Source organism: Candidatus Pelagibacter bacterium nBUS_29 (assembly GCF_051200905.1).
Lineage (GTDB): Bacteria > Pseudomonadota > Alphaproteobacteria > Pelagibacterales > Pelagibacteraceae > Pelagibacter.
Genome location: NZ_CP172843.1, coordinates 395,195 through 416,135 on the forward strand (window position 1 = coordinate 395,195; position 20,941 = coordinate 416,135).

Annotated in this window: 19 protein-coding genes; 6 read left to right on the top strand and 13 right to left on the bottom strand. The window is 30.7% G+C overall.

Translation table 11 applies throughout. From position 1 onward, the window contains the following. The 5 genes from ACIJYA_RS02095 to ACIJYA_RS02115 all read right to left on the bottom strand — a co-directional run bounded on the left by ACIJYA_RS02095 (position 1) and on the right by ACIJYA_RS02115 (position 5,444). Positions 1–1,029 carry a carbohydrate ABC transporter permease gene (locus tag ACIJYA_RS02095; protein ID WP_435088827.1) on the bottom strand — a complete coding sequence of 343 codons (1,029 nt, stop codon included), beginning with the start codon at positions 1,027–1,029 and terminating at the stop codon, positions 1–3. Between the two features lie 49 nt (positions 1,030–1,078). Continuing rightward, complete coding sequence (locus ACIJYA_RS02100) at positions 1,079–2,305, bottom strand: ABC transporter substrate-binding protein (RefSeq protein ID WP_435088828.1); 1,227 nt, start codon at positions 2,303–2,305, stop codon at positions 1,079–1,081. A gap of 97 nt (positions 2,306–2,402) precedes the next feature. Continuing rightward, on the bottom strand, positions 2,403–3,530 hold the full coding sequence (locus ACIJYA_RS02105) for a cobalamin-independent methionine synthase II family protein (protein ID WP_435088829.1): 1,128 nt from the start codon (positions 3,528–3,530) through the stop codon (positions 2,403–2,405). Position 3,531: 1 nt separating this feature from the next. Then, entirely contained in the window at positions 3,532–4,500 is a 969-nt protein-coding gene (locus ACIJYA_RS02110) for an ester cyclase (RefSeq protein WP_435088830.1), read from the bottom strand. After that, on the bottom strand, positions 4,500–5,444 hold the full coding sequence (locus ACIJYA_RS02115; RefSeq protein WP_435088831.1) for a cupin domain-containing protein: 945 nt from the start codon (positions 5,442–5,444) through the stop codon (positions 4,500–4,502). The genes ACIJYA_RS02110 and ACIJYA_RS02115 overlap by 1 nt, the downstream gene beginning before the upstream one ends. Positions 5,445–5,484: 40 nt before the next feature. Between ACIJYA_RS02115 and ACIJYA_RS02120 the strand changes: the two genes are divergently transcribed. Next, a complete protein-coding gene (locus ACIJYA_RS02120; RefSeq protein ID WP_435088832.1) occupies positions 5,485–6,564 on the top strand; it encodes an ester cyclase in 1,080 nt (359 codons plus the stop codon). Between the two features lie 8 nt (positions 6,565–6,572). Then, positions 6,573–7,628, top strand: coding sequence for an ABC transporter ATP-binding protein (locus tag ACIJYA_RS02125; protein ID WP_435088833.1), 1,056 nt, complete (start codon positions 6,573–6,575; stop codon positions 7,626–7,628). Here ACIJYA_RS02125 and hisD read toward each other — a convergent pair. Both hisD and ACIJYA_RS02135 read right to left on the bottom strand, forming a co-directional pair. Next, positions 7,625–8,911 (bottom strand): histidinol dehydrogenase, encoded by a 1,287-nt coding sequence (gene hisD, locus ACIJYA_RS02130; RefSeq protein WP_435088834.1) that lies wholly within the window; start codon positions 8,909–8,911, stop codon positions 7,625–7,627. The genes ACIJYA_RS02125 and hisD overlap by 4 nt on opposite strands. Positions 8,912–9,077: 166 nt before the next feature. Further along, entirely contained in the window at positions 9,078–9,989 is a 912-nt protein-coding gene (locus tag ACIJYA_RS02135; protein ID WP_435088835.1) for a bifunctional enoyl-CoA hydratase/phosphate acetyltransferase, read from the bottom strand. Positions 9,990–10,060: 71 nt separating this feature from the next. Here ACIJYA_RS02135 and ACIJYA_RS02140 point away from each other — a divergent pair, with 71 nt between their 5' ends. Continuing rightward, positions 10,061–11,242, top strand: coding sequence for an epoxide hydrolase family protein (locus ACIJYA_RS02140; RefSeq protein WP_435088836.1), 1,182 nt, complete (start codon positions 10,061–10,063; stop codon positions 11,240–11,242). Here the strand turns inward: ACIJYA_RS02140 and ACIJYA_RS02145 are convergent. From ACIJYA_RS02145 to ACIJYA_RS02155, 3 genes are read right to left on the bottom strand one after another with little or no spacing between them, the layout of a single operon-like run. Continuing rightward, the gene (locus ACIJYA_RS02145) at positions 11,232–12,287 is read right to left on the bottom strand and encodes an ABC transporter ATP-binding protein (RefSeq protein WP_435088837.1); all 1,056 of its coding nucleotides are present in this window, start codon (positions 12,285–12,287) and stop codon (positions 11,232–11,234) included. The two genes, ACIJYA_RS02140 and ACIJYA_RS02145, sit on opposite strands and share 11 nt — an antisense overlap. Next, positions 12,287–14,446, bottom strand: coding sequence for an ABC transporter permease (locus ACIJYA_RS02150; RefSeq protein ID WP_435088838.1), 2,160 nt, complete (start codon positions 14,444–14,446; stop codon positions 12,287–12,289). The genes ACIJYA_RS02145 and ACIJYA_RS02150 overlap by 1 nt, the downstream gene beginning before the upstream one ends. A gap of 52 nt (positions 14,447–14,498) precedes the next feature. Then, entirely contained in the window at positions 14,499–15,536 is a 1,038-nt protein-coding gene (locus ACIJYA_RS02155) for an ABC transporter substrate-binding protein (RefSeq protein ID WP_435088839.1), read from the bottom strand. Between the two features lie 144 nt (positions 15,537–15,680). Here ACIJYA_RS02155 and ACIJYA_RS02160 point away from each other — a divergent pair, with 144 nt between their 5' ends. Further along, positions 15,681–16,526, top strand: coding sequence for a bile acid:sodium symporter family protein (locus ACIJYA_RS02160; protein ID WP_435088840.1), 846 nt, complete (start codon positions 15,681–15,683; stop codon positions 16,524–16,526). On the opposite strand, the gene ACIJYA_RS02165 is transcribed toward ACIJYA_RS02160, so the two are convergent. Continuing rightward, on the bottom strand, positions 16,519–17,484 hold the full coding sequence (locus ACIJYA_RS02165; protein ID WP_435088841.1) for a MarR family transcriptional regulator: 966 nt from the start codon (positions 17,482–17,484) through the stop codon (positions 16,519–16,521). The two genes, ACIJYA_RS02160 and ACIJYA_RS02165, sit on opposite strands and share 8 nt — an antisense overlap. A 104-nt stretch (positions 17,485–17,588) precedes the next feature. Here ACIJYA_RS02165 and ACIJYA_RS02170 point away from each other — a divergent pair, with 104 nt between their 5' ends. Together ACIJYA_RS02170 and ACIJYA_RS02175 are read left to right on the top strand one after the other, a co-directional pair. Further along, positions 17,589–17,780, top strand: coding sequence for a hypothetical protein (locus ACIJYA_RS02170; RefSeq protein ID WP_435088842.1), 192 nt, complete (start codon positions 17,589–17,591; stop codon positions 17,778–17,780). A gap of 62 nt (positions 17,781–17,842) precedes the next feature. Further along, positions 17,843–18,043 (top strand): hypothetical protein, encoded by a 201-nt coding sequence (locus ACIJYA_RS02175; protein WP_271497336.1) that lies wholly within the window; start codon positions 17,843–17,845, stop codon positions 18,041–18,043. Here the strand turns inward: ACIJYA_RS02175 and ACIJYA_RS02180 are convergent. Both ACIJYA_RS02180 and ACIJYA_RS02185 read right to left on the bottom strand, forming a co-directional pair. Beyond that, entirely contained in the window at positions 18,023–19,027 is a 1,005-nt protein-coding gene (locus ACIJYA_RS02180) for an Ldh family oxidoreductase (RefSeq protein ID WP_435088843.1), read from the bottom strand. The two genes, ACIJYA_RS02175 and ACIJYA_RS02180, sit on opposite strands and share 21 nt — an antisense overlap. Before the next feature lie 2 nt (positions 19,028–19,029). Beyond that, positions 19,030–20,940: an ABC transporter permease gene (locus ACIJYA_RS02185; RefSeq protein ID WP_435088844.1), complete on the bottom strand. Its 1,911-nt coding sequence runs from the start codon at positions 20,938–20,940 to the stop codon at positions 19,030–19,032. Between the last annotated feature and the right edge of the window lies 1 nt (position 20,941).

Here is a 20,941-nt window from a genome sequence, read left to right on the forward strand (position 1 = left end):
TTATCTATTTGTTCTAAATTCTCTCCAAGTTCTTATTAAAACTGGCGTTAGTATTATTGCTATTCCAATAATTGTCATTATTGAAGTTGCAGCTGCTGAGCCAAATAAAATAACCTCTTCATTAACTAAATTATCATATATCAACCAAGACAATGATTGAGCACTACCTTGGGCACTAAAACCAATGATAGGTTCAAATACTCTAAAGTTATCCATTAAAGAAATTAAAGCTACAAATGTTACGACAGGATAAATATGAGGTAAAACAATATGCTTAACTCTCTGAAATCTTGAAGCACCATCAATAATTGAAGCTTCTAACGGTTCCTGAGGAACTGTTTGTAAAGCTGCATAGAATACTACAAAGGCAAAAGGGGAGTGATGCCAAATACCATAAATAATAATTGTGATCCAAGTAAGTGTTTTAGAAGATTTAACTGATAGATAGGGATCATTCATCAATAGTTGTAAGTTTGCTCCAATAATTCCTTCTGCATCTACCATCCAAAATAAAACTAAAGAACCAACTAATGGAGTTACTATCATTGGTAAAATTGTACCAAAGATTAAAGCACCTCTTATTTTCCTTGAAATTGAATTTAGACTAAGGGCAATAACAAATCCTAACAATAAAACACATGGTGTAACAATAATACAATAAGTAAAAGTAAAAATTAATGCTTTATAAAAAGGCAGATTACCTACTTTAGATAAAAATTCTCCAGCTGAGTTACTCTCATTCCAAAAATTAGATAATTGGTCAGTCGCTAAATGATTTCTGTCTACATAAGTTCCAAAACCATTAAATTTTCCAAGTGGCTTTTCTTCCCTAATTTTTGAAGTAGCTTCTTGATCAATTTGTACTGAAACCTTGCAGCCAAATGGATCACATTTTTTAACTTCTTTTAAAATCTGATCGTGTTGAGCATAAAAAGACTGAACACCAGTTGATATAATGGGTAAACCAATGAATAAAATCATTGCTAAACCAGTTGGTATAAAAAACCAAAAAAAACTTTTATTAGGCATGAATTTTAGTTAAGTGGGGAATAAATCCCCACTTAAAGATACTTAGATATTATAGGAACCCTTGTTCTTTTGCTTTAGTATTATAAGCAGCTTCAACATCCTTTAATGCTTGTTCAGCTAACTCATTTCCTTGCAAAAATTCAACAATTTCATTACCCAAGGCACCGTGCATTAGTCCCATTTGAGGCAACATTGGATAAGGTTTTGCACCCATTTTTACTGCTTCAATTACACCAACAGATTTTGGTCCTGGAACAAATCCTTCAACTAACCAAACCGCTTGGTCTGCAGCTTTTGCTACCATTTCTTTTGAAGAAGCAGCATGAGCCATTGCTCTAAAAGAAGCTTCTGCATCTGCATCTGGTCTATTTTTAGCAAGTGTAAATCCATCCCACCAAAGTGTTGCAGCAGGAATGTTTCCACCACCAACAGTTGCTGGTGCAACTAGCTTAGTAGCAGCTGTGATTTTAGCATCTCCCTCATCATCTAGAAGAGTTCCAGATCTTGAAGCCCATAAAGTCATAATGGCAACATTTCCAGCTTCCCATTCTACTTTAATTGCTTCACTATCATGTGTTAAATAATCAGGATTACTCAAATCAGCTAATTTTTTTAGCATATTTAGAGTCGCTACACCTTTAGCATTATTGATGTTTGGTTTTGCTGTTCCAGCTTTAAAAAATTCACCACCATGACCAATATACATGTTTACAAATTCTTCTGCTAAGTTCCAGCCAGCTTTATAGGCTGCAGCATAAGGATATTTCATTTTTCCAGCTGCTCTAATTTTTTCAGAAGCTGCAACAACATCCTCATAAGTTTTTGGAATTGCAATACCGTTTTCTTTTAAGACATCCGTTCTTACATATAAATGCTGAGTGTTAGCCATAAATGCAACAGCCATAACTTTTCCATCAATTGTAATTAATTGTGAGTCTTGAATGCCTTTTCCATATTTTTTAACTAGATCATTCATAGGTCTAATTAAATCACCATTCATTAATGGAACAATTGAACTGTTTGCTGCTACTCTAACAGAAAATTCTGAAGGATTAGCAGTTAGCGCTGGTACAGCAATTTTATTGTGTTCTGCTGAATGTGTTACTTTAAAATCTGCGCTACCTTTACATTCTTTAGCTGTATCAACAAGTGTTCTTAATGCTGGAAAATCATTCGCTAAGATGTTGATTGATCCAGATTTAATATTACAGTCTGCATTAGCATAAGTGCCAAATAGCAAAAATGATAATACGATTAATATTTTTTTCATATTCATTACCTTTCTATAATTTTAATCTTTAAACCCTACAAAATACTTGAAAGTATTTATAAAGCTATTTTGTCGTTTTTTTTGATAATTTCAAAGCAAAAAATTAAATAGCTTTAGAAGCAAGCTCTGTACCAATTACTAAAGACTCAAGTTTCTTATAAACTATGTTTTCGTCAACATTTCCAAATCCTGCAAAAGTACTGAAACCACAATCTGTTCCAGCCATTAATTGCTCTTTACCAATAACCTTTGAAAATTGAACAAGTCTATTTTTTACAACCTCAGGATGTTCTACAAAATTTGTAGTAGAGTCTATTACTCCTGGGGCTATGATTTTATCTTTTGGTAGTTTAATTTCTTCAAACGCTTGCCATTCATGAGAATGTCTTGGGTTGGAAGATTCTAGTAAATAAGTTCCAACATTTGCTTTTAAAATTAAAGGTAAGATTTTATCCAAAGAAATATCATATGAATGCGGTCCTTCATAATTACCCCAGCAGATATGCATTCTAATTTTAGATTGAGGAATATTTTTTATAGATTGATTTAAAAATTCAATTTGTTTTTCTGCTCTTTTTAAAAAATCTTCTTCAGACAAATCTTTAAATGTCATATGTCTTGCCAAAGCAAGGTCAGGACAATCTAATTGCAAATATATATCGTTAGAAACAATTTCTTCATATTCTTGTTTCATAAGTTTTGACAAAGATTCCAAATATTCGTCATCATTTTTATAAAATTTATTTGGTAAAAATGCTGAAATTACACCTGGGGAGGCTGCATTCATAAATGCATTACTATGATTATTTTCTTTGAGCGCATCTTTAAAGTTGTTGATATCCTTTGTTAAAGATAAAGTCTCTTTAATCTTTAATTCATGCGTACAACATGGTCTTGTATAGGTTGGTGTTCCACCTGATCTAGCAATTCGTTCTTTAAATGTTGGAAAATCATCAAGATCTCTTGGAGCTTTTCTTTCACTTTCACCTGAAAATCCATCTATTCTATCTTTAACATAAGTCGCATAACTGATTTTTGACATCTCTCCATCACTTATAAAATCAATACCTAGATCAATTTGTTTTTTTACAATTTTTTTTACATCTTTTTTTACTACTGCATCAAAATTTTCTAAATCAATTTTTTCTTGTTTGTCCTTTTTAAACAAAAGATCAGAAAGTTCATTTGATCTTGGTAGGCTTCCAACATGAGTTGTTTTTATTTTAGTCATTTTAATTATTATTTATTAGAATTTGTTTCCATATTGCAACCTCATCAAACAAAACCCATTCTCTTATAACCCCATCTTCATTTAATTCTACATGATTTATTCCCATAATAAATAATTTAGAATTTGTTTTTTTACCATAGTCTCCACTGTCTGCTGAGTGCATACCTTCTAAAAACCATCTAATTGATGCCCTTGGGTTTTTGTTAGACTCATCTAAATATCCAACATGTTCAATGGTAAATTTAATATCAGTAAAAATATCTTTTAAAGAGTTCCAAAATTTTGAAATATCTTCTCTTCCATGACCCAATTTGTTTCCTGGCCAATAAATACTTGACGCTCTATTGTAATCATTAAAATCATAACCTTCTTCAAAAACTTTACTTAATATTTCTGAATATTTTTGACCCGCAGAGTCTTTTTTTATTTTCTCTGGTTTATAATCTGATGGCTTGATATCATTTTTATCAAAAAGTTTTTTAGCTTTTTCTAATCCACCCTCCTTATCAATCATTATTTGAGCAAATTCTTTTGGAGTATAACCAATTTGTCTTACCATTGCTCCTTGATCTCTTACAATCCATTCATCGTACACTTGATTGCCTTTACAAGCGCAGTCCGCTATTACTCTATAATAAATATTTTTACCAGTTGGTTTGCCATAAAATCCATCTCCCAAATGTGTTCCTTTGCTTAAAATCCTATGTGAGGAATGATAGCCGTTAATATCATTTCCATTCCAGATAACATCTTCGCCAAGTAATTGTCTATTTGGGAATTCTTTTAATGTATTATAAGTTGCTTCTATTACAGGTTTATTTCCATAAGTAATTCCAAAAGGAGACCTAACTGGAATGTTGTCAGTATAAAATTCACCAATTGAGTCCACATCTTTTCCTTCCCAAATCTGTTTTGTGATCTTTAAAATATAATCTGGAAAATCTTTATATTTTTTATCAAAGCCTTTCATTAAGCTTTACTAACACAGTTTAAAAAACTGTCTTCATTATTATCAATAGAAATATTAATCTTAGTATTTAAGGGAACAGAAAAAGTATCCTTTGAATTGATGTCAAATTCATTATCTTCTACCTTGATTTTCCAACTCCCATTTTGTGAAAATAAAATAGTTGGTTTCTCAAAGATTAAATCTTCTACAAACCCTTTTTTGGCCTTTAGAATACTGTAATTAAAACCAGTGTTATGATTAATTAAAGGATCATAGTTTTTTTTACAAAAATTATTACCTATAATTTGAATTAACTTAATTCCATTATTTAAAATAGTTTCATGATTAATATGATTTTTAAATTTACAAACAAACTTATCAATTTCATTTATTTCATAATTATCAAATTCTTGAAGCTTTTCATTTGTGATTGGCTCTAAAAGTTTTCTGTTTTGAGGTATTTCACTTTCATTTAAATCAATCAAAGAATTGTCATCTAGCAAAGCCAATCCAGTTTCTTTTGCTTTAATCAAAACATTAGGAATCCAAGTGATTATTCCAGGGTCATCATTTCCCAATATTACAAAAATTAAACCTTCTTCATTACCAGCGTTTTCAAAACCTCTAAACATATTAGTTGGCATTGAAACAATATCCCCTTTACTTAAAATTATTTCATTTTTACCATCTGCACCCCAATAGAATCTCCATTTACCTGAATAGATTAAAAATACTTCAGCTGTTGTGTGACTGTGTAGCCCTGAACCATTTTTAGGGTTAGCGCTAACTGCACCAAGATTGTAACCATGAGATTTAGAAATTTTAACAGATTGATTGCTATCTTCTGCGACACCCGGACCTACAATTGAATAATTTTTTCTTTCTTTATGACCTTCCATTCTTCCCTCAACAAAAGGTAATGTGCTAGGTGTGAGTTCATTAAATCTTGCAATTCTTTCAGTCATAATATTTATTGTCTTTTTATTAAATATAACTGTTTTATATATGAAAATTGAAAATTTTGACACAGGACTTAAAGGGCAAGAAGACGTAGAAAATATTATTATTACCCCTGAAGAAAATTATAAAAACAAACAAAAAGTAAAAAATTATTTAACAGATATAGTTCATTCTGGAAAATCTAAGCTAGATGATAATTTAAAAAAATATTTTGCAAAAGATATTAAGGTTAATTGTTTTCACCCTGTTAATGAGTTTAGTGGTCTTGATAAATTTAAAGATGATTACTGGTTACCATTATTCGAGTCTTTTCCTGATCTAGAAAGAAGAACACAACTAATAATTGGAGGAGCTTTTAGAGATAAAATACAAGTTGCTTCTATCTCTACGCTTTCTGGAATTTTTAAAAAAAGTTGGTTGGGAATAAAACCAAATAATAAGATGGTTAATTTAAGATGTTGTGAAATACATGAACTTAAAAATGATAAAATAGTAGAAAGCCATATCTTAATAGATGTTATCGACTTAATCTTTCAAACAGGAGTTTTTCCAATTAACAAATCTAGAGGAGCTGAAGGCAATTGGTTAAATCCCATAAATACTGATGGGGTAAATTACTTTGAAAAAGATCTTAACATTTCTAAATCAAATTTAGATCAAGCACTTATAATGCAAAGAAGTTTAAATATTAAACCTGAACTAGATACAAATTCAGATGAAGATTTAAAATTAAAACTAATTGATCATCCACAAGCAGAGTTTTGGCATGATAAAATGATTTGGTATGGACCAAGTGGAATAGGGACTGCAAGATCTTTGGAAGGTTTTGTGGATAATCATCAACTTCCTTTTAGAAAAACTTTCAAAGAAAGAAATTACTGGAAACTAGGTCATTATTCTGAACTAGGAGATGGAAAGTTTTCTTTAACTGCTGGATGGCACAGTATTCAAGCAACATATGGTTCAAATGATTGGTTAGGATATCCCCCAAACAATAAAAATGTTACAATGAGAGTAATGGATTTTTATCATCATGATGAAGGAAAAATTAGAGAGAACTGGGTTCCAATTGACATCGCCCATATTTTAAACCAAATTGGTGTTGATATTTTTGAACTAATTTAAAAATAATAATGTCTAATATAAAATTTACTAATATTCACAAATCATTCGGAACTAATAAGATTATAAATAATTTTAATCTTGAGGGTAAAGAAGATGAGTTTTTAGTTTTAGTTGGACCTTCAGGTTGTGGAAAATCTACTTTATTAAGAATGATCGCAGGTCTGGAGCAAATTGATGAGGGTGAAATATTTATTAATGATCAATTAGTTAATGAATTACATCCATCAAAAAGAGAAACTGCAATGGTTTTTCAATCTTATGCATTGTACCCACATATGAATGTTTATGAAAATATGTCTTTTGGTCTAAAAATTGAAAAAAGATCTAAAGAAGAAATTGAACAAAAAGTTATGCAGGCTGCAAAAATTTTAAAAATTGAAGAATTATTAGAAAGAAAACCCAAACAGCTTTCCGGAGGTCAAAGACAAAGAGTTGCTATTGGAAGAGCTATTACAAGAAATCCAAAAATTTTCTTATTTGACGAACCATTATCAAATCTTGATGCTGCGTTAAGAGCTGAAATGAGGGTTGAGATTTCAAAACTTCACAATCAAATAAAAACAAATATGATTTATGTAACACATGATCAAGTTGAAGCTATGACTTTAGCTGACAGGATAGTTATTTTAAATCATGGAAATATTGAACAAGTTGGAACGCCAGATGAAATATACAGCAATCCTTCAAATATTTTTGTTGCCCAATTTATTGGAACTCCAAAAATGAATATTTTAAAAATTACAGCTGATAATATTATTTCAAATAACGAAATTAAATTTTTAGGAAATTCAATTAAAATTGATGGAATAAATTTTTCTAAAAAAGACTATTATTTAGGTTTAAGGCCCGAACATTTGAGTGTTTCAGAAAATAGTGAATACAAGTTTAATCCAAAAGTAGATTTAATTGAAAATTTAGGTAATGAAAAAATAGCCTATATCAAAATGGATCAATACGAAATCAGTGCAAAAATTCCAAGCCATCACTCTATTGAAAATAGTATCGGCTTTAACTCAAAAGATATTTTTGTTTTTGATGAAAATGGTAAAAGAGTTAAATCCTAATTAGAATAACCGTATTTTTTAAGTCTCACATCACCAGTTCTTGCGTGCGCTTCCATTCCTTCATATCTGGAAAGTCTAGCAGCCGCCGCACCAACTAATTCAGTAGATTCTTTGGTCATTCTTTGAAAACTTAGAGTTTTAATAAATTTTCCAACAAACAAACCACCTGTGTATCTTCCGGCACCTTTAGTAGGTAAAATATGGTTTGTTCCAGAACATTTATCACCATAAGCAACTGTTGTTTCTTCACCAATGAACAAAGATCCATAATTTTTTAATCTTTTATGAAACCATTCTAAATTTTTTGTTTGCACCTCTAAGTGTTCAGGAGCATACTCGTCACTAATAGAAGCCATTTCTTCGTCTGTATCACAAAGAACTACTTCACCATAATCTCTCCAAGCTGCATCAGCATTAGTTCTTGGAAGTTCTGGTAATTCAGCAATCAACTCAGGAACTCTTTTCATCACTTTTTCAGCTAATTCTTTACTTGTTGTGTATAACCAAGCAGGAGAGTTATAGCCGTGTTCAGCTTGACCAACTAAATCTACAGCAACAATTTCAGGATCAGCAGTTTCATCTGCTATTACAGCTATCTCTGTAGGACCTGCAAATAAATCAATTCCAACTTTTCCAAATAGTATTCTTTTAGCTTCAGCTACAAACTGATTACCAGGACCAACTATTATATCTGCTGGTGCATTGTTAAATAATCCGTTTGTCATAGCTGCTATTGCTTGAACACCACCTAAATTCATAATTACATCTGCACCACAAAGGTCAGCCGTATAAACTATAGTTGGGTGAACTCCTACACCAGGTTTTGGAGAACTACACACTAGAATATTTTTTACACCTGCAACTTTTGCAGTTGTTACACTCATAACTGCAGAAGCAATATGAGCATATCTTCCAGCAGGAACATAACATCCAGCTGTATTAACAGGAATTAATCTTTGACCTGCAAATAATCCTTCAGAAAGCTCAACTTCAAAATCTTGTCCATAGTTTTTTAATTGTGCTTCAGCAAATTTTCTTACTCTCTCATGAGCAAATTGAACATCATCTTTAGTTTTTTGATCTAATGTTTTTTTAATTTCTTCAATTCTTTCCTTAGAAATAACCACATCACCTTCAAATTTATCAAATTTTTTTGAAAGTTCTTTACAACCTTCTTCTTTAGATTGTTCTATGTCTTTAAGAATTCCTTCAACTATCCCTCTAGTTTTTGTATCGTCTGTTGAAGATGTTTTTGGTGATTTTTTTAAATATTGTATTGCCATTGATTATTTCCTTTGTTTTAAGAACATCTTAATAAAGTAAAAATGAATTTTATTCAATGATTTAAAAATAAAATCTATAGGCCATATTTACACTAGTCACACAAAGAATGATCACTAAGAGATATAGACTTATATAATCAATTGGTTTCATAAATTTAATTTAGAATTAATCTAAGGCAACTACTGCTGCTGCAATAGAAGCTAGTCTTGCTTGAGCTTCATCAGATCTGCTTGTAATTACAACTGGAACTTTACCACCAACTACAACTCCAGCAGCACAAGCGCCCATAAAATAAATCATCATTTTAACTAAACCATTTCCAGTTTCTACACTTGGAACTAACAAAACATCAGCTTCTCCAGCTACTACATTTTTAATCCCTTTTATAGCAGCTGATTTTTTTGAAATACTATTATCAAATGCTAACGGTCCAAAAACATCAGCTTCTAAATTTTCTTCTTTTGCAAGTTTTGTTAATTCAGCAGCATCTAAAGAACTTGGAACACTATCCAAAACTTCTTCTGTAGCTGATAAAACAGCAACTTTTGGCCTAGATATTCCTATTCTATTAGAAAAATTAATTACATTTTTGAGAATATGCATTTTTGTTTTAACATTGGGTAAAACATTTAAAGCACCGTCTGTAATGATTAAAGGTTTGCCATCTTTTTCAACAGTCATGTGCCAGATATGACTTAATCGGGTTTTTCCTAACAAATTATATTCACGTTTTAAAACTTCTTTCATTAACACATCTGTGTGAATATGACCTTTAACAATTATCTTTACTTTTTCTTCGCTAGCAAGTTTTGCTGCAATTTTTGCTGTAGCATTTTCTACAGGTTCATCAATAATTTCATACTGAGAAATATCCCATTTTAAATCCTCTGCACATTTTAGAATTTCTTTTTTGTCTCCTATAAAAATAGGTTCAATTAAATTTTCATTTACTGCATCTTGAACAGAAAGCATGGGTAAAGGTTTACCAGCATTAACAACAGCAACTTTTACACCTTTTTTTTTATGTGCTTCATCTAACAAGTTGTTGGGACAAATAATTTCTTTATTTGAAAGCATAAACAATGATTATAATTAAATTTTATAATGTATATAGTAGATTTTATTATTTTAGATATTAAATTTATTAAATGATTAAAGAATTCAACATTAATTTTACTAAAAAAGAAATATCTTTGATTTATCAAAAAGTAAAAGACTATCCGTGGGATTCTGTAGCTAATTTAGAAAATTGGGATCACGGAACCAATAAAGGTTATTTAAAAGAATTGTGTAACTATTGGGTTAAAGATTTTGATTGGGGCAAACACGAATTAAAACTTAATAAATTTTCCAACTTTACTACGAATGTAGATGGAGAAGAAATTCATTTTATTAAAGAAAAAGGAAGTAGCTCAAATTCTGCGCCATTATTGTTAATGCATGGATGGCCAGGATCTGTTGTTGAATTTTTAGATATTATCGAAAAACTTGCTCATCCTGAAAAGTTTGGAGGAGATAAAAAAAACTCTTTTGACGTAATCGTTCCTTCATTACCTGGCTTTGGTTTTTCAAGCAAACCTTCAAAACCACTTGGCCCAAGAAAAATGGCAGGAATATTTAACAAACTCATGACGGAAAATCTTGAATATAAAAATTACATAGCCCAAGGAGGTGATTGGGGAGCAACTATTGCAAACTGGATTGGTTATGATCATTCAAATTTTTGTAAAGCAATTCATATAAATTGTCTTACTATGCGTCACCCAGATGGTCCTCAGTCTGTTGAAGAAAAAGATTGGCAAATAAGATTTGATAAAGATCAAATTATGCAAGATGGATATAGGACACAACAAGCAACAAAGCCCCAAACTTTAAGTTACGGAATGATGGATAGTCCAGTCGGAGTAGCTGCATGGATAATTGAAAAAATGCATGCTTGGTCTGATTTAAAAGATAACAAAATTGAAAGTGTCTATTCAAAAGATAAATTATTAGCAAATATCATGGTTTATATTTTGACCAAAACCTTTGATACAGCAACTTGGATTTATTATGGAAGAAGAGAAGAGGGTGGAAGATTTTTTCCAAAAAATTTTAAAAAAATAGAAATTCCAACAGCTGCAGCAATATTTCCTGCTGAAATGTCTGAATGGCCACCAAGATCTTATGTTGAGAGAATATTTAATATCAAACAATGGACTGAAATGTCAGCTGGTGGTCACTTTGCAGCTTTAGAAAAACCAGATCTACTTGTTAATGACATAAGAAAATTCTTAAGAAGTTTAAGATATGATCCTTATGATGAGAGGGGTGGGCAATCTAATCTTTAAGAACTCGAATATCTTTTTCATTAAGACTTAAAAATACTTTTTCACCAACTTCAAATACATCATTTGTGTCATTAGCAATGACGTATAATTTACCCATCTCAGAGTTTAAAATATATTGGTAGCTACTACCAACAAAAGAAGCATTATTTACCGTTGCGTGAATACAATTCTTGTTATCAACTCTATCAATTTTAATTTTCTCAGGTCTTAAGGCCACAGAAACAGTTTTATTAAAATCATTATCGCTTTCAATTTTTACTTTTATTTCTGCTAATTTTATTTCATAAATATTTGATTGTTTGTTTATTATTTCAGCTTTAACTACATTTGCATCACCAATAAAATTAGCTACAAATTTATTTTTTGGAAAGTTATAAAGATCTTTTGGACTTCCTTCTTGAGCAATTACAGCTTTATTCATAACTATAACTTTATCTGATATTGCTAAAGCTTCTTCCTGATCATGTGTTACATAAATTGTTGTTACTCCAAGTTTTTGTTGAATTTCTCTTATATCTTCACGAACTTGTCGTCTTAGTTTTGCATCTAAATTTGAAAGAGGTTCATCAAATAATAATACTTTAGGTTTTAGTACAATTGCTCTTGCAACTGCTACTCTTTGTTGTTGTCCTCCAGACAACTCAGAAGGCATTCTTTTTTCGTATCCCTCTAGATTTACTAGTTTTAAAGTTTCTAAAGCTTTTTCAATATATTCCTCTTTATTTACATTGATCATTTTTAACCCATAAGAAACATTTTCTATAACACTCATGTGTGGGAATAAGGCATAAGATTGAAATACCATTGAAACATCTCTGTCAGTTGCTGGCAGCAGGGTAACATCTTCATTATCAACTAATATTTTTCCTTCTGTTGCTCTTTCTAATCCAGCAATTATTCTTAATGATGTAGTTTTTCCACATCCTGATGGACCAAGCAATGTTGTTAAAGTTCCAGCTTCAAAACTACAGCTGACATTATCTACAGCCACAGTTTCATTAAATTTTTTTGTAATATTTTCAAATTTTACTTCAGCTTTTTTCATTATCCTAAGTTTCCTTGTAAAATTCCTGCAGATTGATCTCTTCTTCCTAATTTTCGTTGGCCTATTATTAATTGCATAAGTAAAATTGTAAACAACATAACAATTATTAATGCTGATGAATATACTATCGCTAGACCATAGTCATTATTTTCTAATCTTCCTAAGATGTATGAAACGGCTAAGTCATAATTTGCACTTACAAGAAAGATAACAGCGCTAATAGCGGTCATTGCTCTTACAAAGCTAAACACTAAAGATGCAGTAATTGCAGGTTTAAGTAATGGAAGAATTATATTTCTGAATGTTTGAGAGCTAGATGCATTTAAAGTTGATGAAGCTTCATCTAAATGAGGATCAAGTTGATTCATTGCAGCTATTCCAGCCCTTACTCCAACTGGCATATTCCTGAATACAAAAGCAATTACTAGAATTATTCCTGTTCCAGTCAATTCAAGAGGCGGAACATTAAAAGCAAAAACATAGCTTACTCCAATAACACTTCCAGGGATTGCAAAACTTAACATTGTCCCAAATTCAAAAGCATTCTTACCTTTAAATTTATGCCTTGTGAGAAGATAGGCTGTTAAAATTCCTATTGCAGCTGTTGGTAAAGCAGAAATTATTGCTATGGTAAATGTTGTATTAAAAGAATTCCAAGCAGTACCAGTCCACAATAATCCTCTATCTTTAACCCAGTCAACGCTAAATGCTTCAATATAATGTTTTAAGGTGAAACTATGATCAACGCCCCACATTTCAACAAAACCTCCAAACATAATCATCACATAGATAATAAATGTCATTAACGCCCAGGGAAGTACGGTTGAATAAATTACCCATTTAGTTTTTTGAGGAAGTTCGGGATGCACGCCGCTATCACCTTTGCCAGAAATTGAAATATAAGATTTTTTACCCAACCACTGATTTTGAAGATAAAATATTACAAGAACAACAGATAATAAAATCATTGCTAAAATTGCTGCTTTTGTTTCGTCGTATTGCGCACCAACAATTGCAAAAAATATTTCTGTAGATAAAACATCATACTCCGCTCCAAGTACTAATGGATTACCAAAATCTGCTAAGCTTTCAATAAAACCAATTAAAAATGCATTTGCAATCCCAGGTCTCATTAATGGTAAAGTAACAGTTTTAAAAACTTGCCATTTAGAAGCTCTTAATGTTTGGGATGCTTCTTCCATTGATGGGCTAACACTTTCTACAACTCCAATTAAAATTAAAAATGCAATAGGAGTGAAGGCTAGTGTTTGTGCAAACCATATTCCTGGTAAACCATAAATCCATCTAGAAGGTTCAATATCAAATCCCCATTCTAGAAAAGTACTTACTACACCAGTTCTTCCAAATAAAATAATTATTGCTAAACCAATTACAAAAGGGGGAGTGATTATTGGTAATACAGATAATATTCTTATTGTTTTTTTAAATCTAAAACTAGTTCTTGCTATTAAAAGAGCAAAAGCTAATCCTAAAATGGTTGATGAAAATGCAGTAAGAGTTCCCATAGTAACTGTGTTCCAAAAAACTCCACAAGCATAATCACTATAAGTACAATCTAAACCCCAAATACCTTTATTAAATATTTTATCTGAGAAATTACTAATTTCATAACCTCCCTCTGTTCCTTTAAAAGCAACTGTAAACATCCTAAAAATTGGGAAGAATACAAAAGTAGAAACTAAAATAATGATACTTCCAATGCTACCAACAATAAAATTATCGCCATTTAGCCATCCACGTGAGGAAAGACCATGAGTAATATAGAATATAAATGTACAGCAAGTTAAAACTGCACCCAATCCAACTCCAAACTGATTTTCTACATCCCCAAAAATTGATTGAAAAATTTCAAAATTCCATCCTCTAATACCAATTGAAAACCCTTGTAGAAAAAAATAAAAAAAACCAATTAATCCTGAATATAAAAAAATCTTTGAGTAAAGAGGGTTATTTTGGTTTAATTTGATTGTGGTTAAAGGAAAAAATAAAGGAATAGTTAAAGGTAAAAGCCAATATTTTTTATTTATAAATACTTGAGGTAATACTGAACCATAATCTTCTAAAGAATATTCCTTAATCCAGCTAATAGAGAAAAACCCGTCACCTGTTACATACCAAGGAAAGATCAGGAAACCCAATCCTCCTATGAGTATCCAACAGATAACGAGTTCCTCTCATTAATTCCTAATATTATCTAGGAATTACAGATACATCGTTATCCCATTTGGATAACAGGCCCGCTCTAGTACTTTTATCTCCATAAACTTTAAAGTTATAATCAATTAAGTTTATAGTTGATAAATCTGGAGCATCAGGATCAGCTTGTGCTTTAGTATTAGATGGCACCTGCAAAGATTTTCCTGAAGTGAAAACCATAGTTTGAATCGGGGGACTTAAAGCCCAGTCATAAAACTTTTTAGCTTCCTTCATATTTCTTGCACCTGCAATAATACTCATAGATCCAACTTCATAACCAGTTCCTTCTTCAGGAGAAACAGTTACTACAGGTAAACCTTTTTTAGTTTGTTTAACACCATCATGTTGGAAACAAATACCTATTAGGTTTTCACCTCTACCAGTTGCTTTAATTGGAGCAGAACCAGATTTAGTATATGTGTTCACATTCAAATGAAGAGCCTTCATATAATCCCAACCTTTATCTTCTCCAAAAATTTGAATAATTGTAGCTAAAGTTGTGTAAGCAGTTCCAGATGAATTTGGATTAGCTATTTGGATTTCACCTTTATAAATAGGTTTAGTTAAATCCATCCATGATTTAGGAGCTGGCAAACCTTTTTTTGCTAAAAGTTCTTTGTTATATCCAAAACCTAATGCACCAACATAAATACCAACAGATTTATAGTTTGCATTTACAGCTTGGTTTTGAGCTGCTGGTAATAAATCATTAAAATGTTTTGATTTATATTCTGCAGTTAGATTTTCTTGAGCAGCTGTTAGGTGTGGATCACCTGTTCCACCAAACCAAACATCTCCTTTAGGATTTGAAGATTCTGCTTTAATTTTAGCAAAAGTTTCACCACTACTTGCTCTTGTCATTGCAACTTTAGTGCCTGTTTCTTTTTCATAAGCCTGTTCCAGCATTTCACAAACATCTATTTCAACACTGCAATATAAAGTAAGTTTTGCAGCTGAAGCTTTGTTTGTTAGACCGAACAAAGTAAATAAAAGAACCAAAGCAATTGAAGCTAGTTTCATTATATTTTTCATTATGTCCTCTCTCTAGTTAATATTTTTAAAACTTAGTATGAATTAATAAGGTTTGTCACTATTTATTTCAAAGTTATGACAGATTTTCAATTTGTGGTTTAATTAAATTTGCTAATAAAAGGAACTTCTATATAAAAACTATTAATGGAAATCGTAACTAAGATTGCACCAATTTGTTTAGCATTAATTATGTTAGGACTAGGTCTTGGTCTTTCAGTTAAAGATTTTACAAGAGTATTAAAAACTCCAAAGGATTTTTTTGTTGGTTTTTTTTCTCAATTAGTAATTTTACCAATAGTTGCCTTAGGTGTAGCTTTAGCTTTAGATCTTTCAGCTCCATTAGCTGTTGGTTTAATGATTATTGCTGCAGCACCAGGTGGAGTTACCTCAAACGTATTAACTAAGTTTGCAGATGGAGATGTTGCTTTATCAATCTCGTTAACTGCAATTGTAAGCCTAATCAGTATAATATCAGTTCCATTTGTTGTCATAAACTCAGCCGAATTTTTAGGAGCAGTTGTTTCAAAAGATATTTCAATGACAGGTATTGCATTAAAGATGGCATTAGTTGTAACAGTACCAGTTATCATTGGAATGATTATCAGAGGTTTTGCTGAAAACTTTATTTCATCTAAAATTAATATTATTAATAAATTAACTGGCTGGTTATTTATAATTGTTTTTGCTGCAATTTTGATTGAAGAAAAAGATAATATTTTAAATTATCTTACTCAAGCAGGTTTAGCTGTTTTAATCTTAAACGTAGTAATGATGTTGATAGCATATTTTATAGCTAAAAAATTTGTATCAGGAATAGCTCAACAAAAATGTATTGCATTAGAGTGTGGTTTACAAAATGGAACTTTAGCAGTGTTTGTTGCAACATTAATGTTTGATGATATTGCCTATATGATACCAACTGCAGCTTATGCACTTACTATGTATATAACTGGTTTTATCTTTATTTATATTTTAAGAAAATCTAATTAGTATTTGTAATCTTAATCTGGTTAAAAATTCTATACAAAAAGTTACTTAGATTTTTCATATTTTGATTTTGCATCTTAATTTGTTTTTTTAATCTTTGACCCGTTATGTTCAGTGTAATAAGTTTTTTTTCATTAATATGTAAAAAATCAGCTTCAATTAATTTTTTTATCTTTCTAACAACTGTAGGTCTAGGAATACCTGTTATATCTGATATTGACATTGCATTAACTCCCACTTCATCAGCTCCCTGAGCTAACTTTGACCAATGTTTCATATTTAAATCTTTTACCTTAAAACTTTTATTACTCATTGTATTTAAAAGAACCACTAACCCTATAGCCAAACTTTCTAAGTCAAATGTAGCGCTCCTCATACGATTGGTATAAATAAATAGTAATTTATAAAATTGATACCAGCAAAAAGAAAAATTAGTTTTAATTGACTCTGAAATTTCATTAGTATCAAATATATTATTAGTTATCTTTTCCTTCACTAACATTTCATTAAACCTACTTATTAAGATGCTTAATTCTTTTAAAGTTTGTTCTGCTTTTGCAGTTGTAAAGGCAGATCTATCTACAAAAATCTTTTTTCCAGTTTTTTTAATTACTCCTGATTTCTCTAATTCTTGAACTTTACGTCTTACACTTTCTTTAGGTATATGAAGATCATTTGAGATATCACTTATATTTATTTTTGGAATTTCTATTGATTTATCTTTATAAAATGTATCGTAATCAATCACTAATCCATTTTTTCTATAGAAAATTAAATCTTTATTAATGAAGTAGATTAAAATTATGAATTTATCGATGTCTTGAAAAACATTGTATGAACGAATAAGCCAACTAGAAATTAATTCAAACCAATAGGGTGCTATTTTACTAAAATTTTTATTGATAATTTTAAAGATTTTATCTTCATTAATTTGATTGGATATACTGGGTAATTGCTTCATATATTTTTAAAAAACCCAATTTGAACGATACAAATAAAGGAGTCAACCCATTTTGGACAACGGTAGTATATCAAAATTTATTGATGCATGATTAATTATCATCAATGAGTACAGAAAGCTTAAATAGAACATCTGATGTTGCTAAAGACCCTTCTCTCGTAATTAACACTAGAGTTAACGTGGATGTTCTTAAGCAAAGAATAATAGATCAGAAAAAAAAGGATAAATTTAAAAGAACAATTATCTTTTCTACAGTGTGTGTGTCTTTAGGTGCTCTAACTTTTCTTGCAAATTAATTTTGCCCAATTTGGACTGTCGATCTATTTAATTACAAATTTAGCAGTGATTAACTCATGTTATGAGCAAAGCGTTAGATGAAGCTTCTGAAAATAATAATGAATTAAATGAAGTCGAAAATCAAAAAAATCTATGTGTTCACGAACTTAAAAAAAAACTTAGAGTAAAACAAAAAAGACAATTTATTAAAAATACAATTATTTTATCTTTTATAATTACTTTTTTTGGAGCAATATCCTTATTAGTTTATCAAAGTCTCTAGATCTTTTTTAATAATATCTGGGATTGAGATTTCTTTTTTAAGATTTTGTTTGTATCGATTAAATTTATTTTGCCCAGGATACATTATTTCTTTTATGCCTTTAATCTTAGGAAGTTTTTTAATTGTTTTAATATTATCTTTAATTCTTTGATTATAATTTTTTTGAAATAAATTTGCTTTAAAAGCAATAAACAAATGTCCAATATTTTGTGGGCCAGAGAAATCATCAAAAGGATCTTTAACTCTTCCTGCATGATTGCCACCAGTTAATACACCACTTAAAATATCTACCATCCAAGCAAGACCTGAACCTCTAAATCCTGCTATTGGAAGTTGAACACCTGCTAAAGCTTTTTTTGCATCAGTTGTTGGGTTACCTGATTTATCTAGAGCAACACCCTCTGGAATTTTTTGATTGTTTCTTGCAGCTACTCTAATTTTACCTCTATTTATAACTGAGATTGATGTATCTAATATAAAAGGAATTTTAGAGCCAGTAGGGGTTCCAAAACAAACTGGATTTGTTCCAAATAAAGATTTTAAAGCACCATGAGGTGCAACAGCCGGAGGAGCATTTGTATAAATCATCGCTATTAAATTTTTCTTAACAGCTTGTTCTGCGTAGTAACCAGATAATCCATAATGACCACTATTCTTTACAGCTACCATTCCAATACCAGTTTTTTGAGCATGTTTAATTGCTGTTTTAATTCCAAGATCTGCTGCAACAAAACCAATACTATTGTTTGCATCTATATGTGAAACAGATTGAGAAATTTTCTTTATTTTAATTTTAGGTTTTGGATTAATTACTTTTTTTGAAATACGATCGCAGTACATTTTAAGTCTTGATAAACCATGTCCATAAGCTCCAACTAATTCTGCATTAATTAATGCATTTGCTGAAATTAAAGCATGATCTTTACTAAGACCATATTTTTGAAAGATTTTAATAATTTCTTTTTTAAGAATTGGGGTTTTCACTATTACCCTTTACCACGCCATGGAATATATTTGTCTATAAGTTTTCTTAAAGTTACATCAAACAATAAACCTAACATTCCCATAACAAAAATAGTGATCCAGATAACTTCATATTGGAAGTATTTTTTAGCAACGTTCTCAACAAAACCTATACCAGTGGTACCTGCTAAAAACTCAGCAGCAACTAATGTTCCCCAACACATACCAATTGCAACTCTAACACCTGTTAAAATTTCTGGTAATGAGTTAGGAAATATCACGTATCTAAGTATTTGCCATCTAGAAGCACCTAGTGAGTGAGAAGCATGGATTTTGGATAATTGAGTTCCTGATGCACCAGCTCTGGCTGAAATAATCATGATAGAAAACGATACCATAAATAGTAAAAACACTTTTCCAACGTTATCAATTCCAAGTACTGATATAATAAGTGGAGCCCATGCAAGCGGTGGCACAGGTCTATATAATTCAATTAATGGATCAAAAAAACCTTTAGCAAATCTGTTTAAGCCCATAAATAATCCAAGAGGAACACCCAAGATAATTCCAATTACTAAACCTAATAATACTCTTAAAAAAGAGTCCCATATGTGGCCCATGGGGATAGGTATTTTAAATAGACTAAACTCTCCAGATACTACGCTTAAAACTTTACTTTTAAAGTTAGGCTCAACAACTCCAAATTCATTATGCACAGGGTATTTGCCTGGTATTATATCTGCAATCCAGTCAGGTAAAACAAAACCAACAATTTTGCTTACATCCATCATTTCAAACCAAAGCAATGGAATATTTTTAAATCCAACACTTGGTTTTGATAGAAGAATAAATTTATTTAATGTATCGGATGGTTTTGGTAACCACCTGCCAGATCCTTGTTCAGAGCAATTTGGGCCACTTGATACAATGGTTCCTGCTGGAAATAAAAGAATATCAACTAATCTTAAAGATCCTTGTTCATTTTTTTGTACCTCATCAAATTTAAGTATAGAATTTTGCATTTTATCCAATGTATTTGGTGGAAAAATACTCGCGTATTCAATTCGTCTAGCAATTTTAAGGACATCTTTAGCTAATGTTGAAGCTACTTCTTCACTATCATCTGCTGCTTTTCTAAATGCTTTAACATCATCTTTGATTCCTTTCATTACTGATTTGTACTGAAAATTATGGTTTCTTAGCTTAAAGAACTCATCACTAATTACTTTTAATTCTTGAGCGGCAGCATCAAATTTTAAACCCTTATTAGTTTTAGGAATTGTTGGAACTTCAACTGTATTTTCTACAGCAGTTCCAGATGCACCCCAACCACCTTCAGCTTGAGCATCGATTAATCTTTTATTTCGTTGTTCTGAAGTTTCATAAGGATAATCTTCTTTTTTAAATTCATTGGATAATTGATCAATATTACCAGCAAGTTCTGAAATTTTAATTTTTGTTTGATTTTCAAGTAAACTTTCGTTTGTTAATAATGGAATAGTTGATTTAGTTTTATCAATTAATCCAATTAAAAAAGATCTGTGTTGCTCACTTATATCTTTTGAATTTTGAATTTCATTTTTAAGTTTAGCTATATTTTTATTTTCAGCTTTAATGATTGATGTACTTTTGAATTCTCTTTCTTCAATTGGGAATAAATATTTTAGTGATAATAAAGAGTCGTTTACTTTTCCAACTTGACATAATTCGTTAGCTGATTGAGGATAAAACGATTTAGCTATATCCCATGAGTAATAAAGCCATGTTAATAAAATGACACTACTTCCAACTATAATCCAGTGCGTACCTCCTTTAGCTCTTTCGGGGTTTCCAAATACTGCATCAACTTTTTCAGTTCTAATAAGCTTTCGGCCATACATAATACAGCCAATGATGGCTACAATAATTGCAAAGGTGATAAATTGAGTAAACATT